This is a genomic window from Pleurocapsa sp. CCALA 161, assembly GCF_003003995.1.
In the GTDB taxonomy this organism is placed as follows: Bacteria; Cyanobacteriota; Cyanobacteriia; order Cyanobacteriales; family Xenococcaceae; genus Waterburya.
The window spans coordinates 1-3,190 of sequence record NZ_PVWF01000236.1 but is presented as its reverse complement, the minus strand read 5'-3'; the positions used below and the strand labels follow the sequence as shown (position 1 = coordinate 3,190).

Here is a 3,190-nt window from a genome sequence, read left to right as displayed (position 1 = left end):
TTTGGCGGATTCGTTGATAGAAAAGCCAGATTGTCATTGTTATTTAAATGAGAGCTAGTAGCGGTTAGTGCGATCGCAACTGAAGTATCAATCATAGTTAAGCTAGGTAATGTTGAATATGGATGGGTAATGGCAGCATTCGGTATTGGGGCAACGATCGCTTCGGTGATGTTTGGCAACTTGAGTCAAAAATTAGAATGGACGACTTTAGTTAGAGTTGGCGCGATCGCGATCGCCGTTGCCCTCTTACCTGCCAACTTTGTTAATTTACCTTGGTTACTGCTGCTGTGGTCGATCGCTGGGGCGGGACAATCTTTAGTAGATTTGCCAACTCAGATGCTAATTGCCGATCGCATTCCCACACAAGCGCAGGGAAAAGTTTATGGCGCTCACTTTGCCTGGAGTCATCTATGGTGGGGTTTTTCTTATCCTCTTGCAGGTTGGCTGGGCAGTCATTTAACAGAATATAACTTTTTTGGGTGTGCTGCGATCATAATAGTTTTGTTAGTAGTTTTAGAGACTGTATTCAAACCTAAAAATTTAACCGCAGGATTCTGGCACGAACACGAACACATTCACGACGAATATCATCAGCACGATCAAGCTTTGGAGAGATTAATGCAGCAACCTCACAGCCATTTGCACTTCCATTCTGTACTATCTTCTTGCATGGTCAGTTGACTATTAATTTTTCTGAAGATATACTCGCGCATTCCCTTGCACCAAACTATGCGGTGTAAACGTCTTACGCCGTCCTAAAGGACGTTGTACCCTTGTGGTATACCGCTACGCATAACGCGGGGTCGCTCGTGAAGATACCGATTAAACCTAATCAAATGGTTACGGCTTCGGTGCTGGGAAGTAGTTTGAAGTTGAATTATTGTGGATTAGAACGGGCGATTATATTTCTTAATGAACAATATGCTGTTGGTACGCTAGAAGTAAAGGTAGTGCATCCCTTACCAAAGTATGATGTCTAGAAAATTTCTGGCTCAATACCACTAAAGAACAATTCTGGATATCATGACCTATAGGGTGGATATACAGAAAGTCTCCGCATAATAAATAGTTGCCCGTTTTGCCTTGTGTGTCTGTATTCTGGCGACAAAACGGTTAGAGAGGTGTCTTATGAGTCTTGTAGACAAAATTGTAGCACAATTCGCCCGTCCCACAGGATTTTTTGGGAATATCGCTGGCTTCATCATGGCACATAGACCCTCAAATCTTGAACGCAATGAGTGGACAATTTCCCTGCTTAACCTGCAACCCTCCGACCGCCTCCTGGAAATCGGTTTCGGGCCTGGAGTAACGATCCAAAAGATAAGTGAAATTGCGATCTACGGTGTTATTTGGGGTATCGATCATTCTGAAGTGATGTTCAGGCAAGCTTCAAAAAGAAATCAACGCGCTATTTCGGCTGGAAGAGTGCGATTGGTTCTCACTTCGGTATCGCAATTGCCCTCCTTCGATGACCCATTTGACAAGATTCTGGCTGTTAATAACTTTCATAACTGGGATAACAAGACTGACGTGCTGAGAAAGCTAAGAGAGCAGTTGCGCAAGGGAGGAATCATAGCCCTCGTTCACCAGCCCAGAATTCCTGGTGCTACAGAAGATGATGCGACTGAAGCGGGAGAAAGGTTCGCACGCTATCTGGAAATGGCGGGATTTAAAGATATCAAAGTGGAACGGAAAATGATGAAGCCTATTTCGACGGTGTACGTACAAGGAAGAAATGTTCAATAATGGATGGCGAGGAATAATTCCTTACTTGGTACGAGAAATGTTAGCAAATCTCAAAGCCCTCAGCGAAGTTCATATCACTCGTCCCCGTCCCACTTTTTTGTAATCTGTTATCGAACAAGACAAGTTTTATTTAAAAATTATTTTGTCACGAATTTGCAGTTTTATTCGTCTTAGTTATTAAATAAGTTTCGATTTTAAAGAATAGCGATGATTAAATTAACCGAAGCACTCAACCGTTTTGATCGAGTTCTAGAGCAAACTACATCTAAAGAAGTTGCAAATCGTTTACAATCGGGTTTGACTCGTACAGAGATCGATAAATTGAACGCAGGTTTCCCAACACTTCCCAATGATGTGTACGATTTATATCAATGGCATAATGGGCTATCTGGTCAACCAACAAATATAAGCTTTACAGATAGACTAATCAGATTGAAGAACAAATGGCACGGTGAATTATCTGGTAGAGAAAATGAACTTCATCTGCAATATGGCGAACGCCTAATTATTGCTAAGTTTTTACCTCTAAACTATGCTTGGGCAGGGCATCGTCATCTTAAGTTAGGTCGTTGTCTCATCGATTTGCTGCCAATTTTTATTGTAAATGATGGTAAAGATAAATATTACGGCATGATTCGTTTAGATGCACGACAACCTGTTGTTTATTATGCCAAAGGTACGGCAGTTCCACCAATGCGCGTAAGCGAAGAATTTTTGTCGGTACAAATTCAGTTCGGCAACTTGACCGAGTTTGTCTTGTTTTTAACAGATTGTTGTTATCAGGCAATTCAACCTAGAGTGGGAGATATTAATGGGAAACTAATGGATACAGTAGATTACGAAATTGATTCAATAACGATTTGAGCAAATCTGTCAGCAATTGTTATAAAGTTTATAGCCGATCGAACCATTACAACCATAATTCTTTTTTAAGGGATATCCGCTCGCTCGATAATCGGACAAATTGTTTCTTCAGGCTGTTCGGGAATTTTTTGCCAACCAGATAAAAGTCCCTTTAACTCTTGCTTGAGAATTTGGAGTTGTTGAATGTGCTGCTCGATCGCGAGCAGTTTCTCTTCCAGCTTTAGTTTAATATGGTCGCAAGGTAAGTTTCCTCGATCATGTACTTCTAAAAACTCTTTAATCTCCGACAAACTCAATCCTAAATTTTGTGCGCGTTTGATGAATTTCAAACGAACAAAGACATCCGAGTCGAACAAACGATAGCCGCCTTCAGTTCTACCATTAGTCTTGAGTAAACCCAAATCATCGTAATAGCGAATGGTTCTAATGGGAATATCACTTTGCTTGGCGATCGCACCAATTAGTTTTGGTTTTTCTTGAGTTAACATAGTAAATCTCCTAATGATTATAAAACCTCAACGACTCCCCGAAACATATTCATCCCGCAAGTAAACTCGTATTTGCCTGCTTTTTCGGGTGT

The 3,190-nt window shown here is 41.1% G+C and carries 5 protein-coding genes; 4 read left to right on the top strand and 1 reads right to left on the bottom strand.

The annotated features are described in order from the left end of the window. Nucleotides 1-72 precede the first annotated feature (72 nt). The 4 genes from C7B62_RS25120 to C7B62_RS25110 all read left to right on the top strand — a co-directional run bounded on the left by C7B62_RS25120 (nt 73) and on the right by C7B62_RS25110 (nt 2,610). A complete protein-coding gene (locus tag C7B62_RS25120) occupies nt 73-681 on the top strand; it encodes an MFS transporter (protein ID WP_106244256.1) in 609 nt (202 codons plus the stop codon). A gap of 128 nt (nt 682-809) precedes the next feature. Further along, complete coding sequence (locus tag C7B62_RS26380) at nt 810-980, top strand: hypothetical protein (protein WP_199194377.1); 171 nt, start codon at nt 810-812, stop codon at nt 978-980. Between the two features lie 148 nt (nt 981-1,128). Further along, on the top strand, nt 1,129-1,746 hold the full coding sequence (locus C7B62_RS25115; RefSeq protein ID WP_106244253.1) for a class I SAM-dependent methyltransferase: 618 nt from the start codon (nt 1,129-1,131) through the stop codon (nt 1,744-1,746). A 207-nt stretch (nt 1,747-1,953) separates the two neighbouring features. Beyond that, the gene (locus C7B62_RS25110) at nt 1,954-2,610 is read left to right on the top strand and encodes a hypothetical protein (RefSeq protein ID WP_106244250.1); all 657 of its coding nucleotides are present in this window, start codon (nt 1,954-1,956) and stop codon (nt 2,608-2,610) included. Nucleotides 2,611-2,675: 65 nt separating this feature from the next. Here the strand turns inward: C7B62_RS25110 and C7B62_RS25105 are convergent, their stop codons facing one another. Next, entirely contained in the window at nt 2,676-3,098 is a 423-nt protein-coding gene (locus C7B62_RS25105; protein WP_106244246.1) for a heavy metal-responsive transcriptional regulator, read from the bottom strand. Nucleotides 3,099-3,190 lie beyond the last annotated feature (92 nt).

What these genes read in the sequence shown, in the direction of transcription:
- C7B62_RS25115 (WP_106244253.1), top strand. Translation starts at nt 1,129, where the DNA reads ATGAGTCTTGTAGACAAAATTGTAGCACAATTCGCCCGTCCCACAGGA.
- C7B62_RS25105 (WP_106244246.1), bottom strand. Translation starts at nt 3,098, where the DNA reads ATGTTAACTCAAGAAAAACCAAAACTAATTGGTGCGATCGCCAAGCAA.
- C7B62_RS25110 (WP_106244250.1), top strand. Translation starts at nt 1,954, where the DNA reads ATGATTAAATTAACCGAAGCACTCAACCGTTTTGATCGAGTTCTAGAG.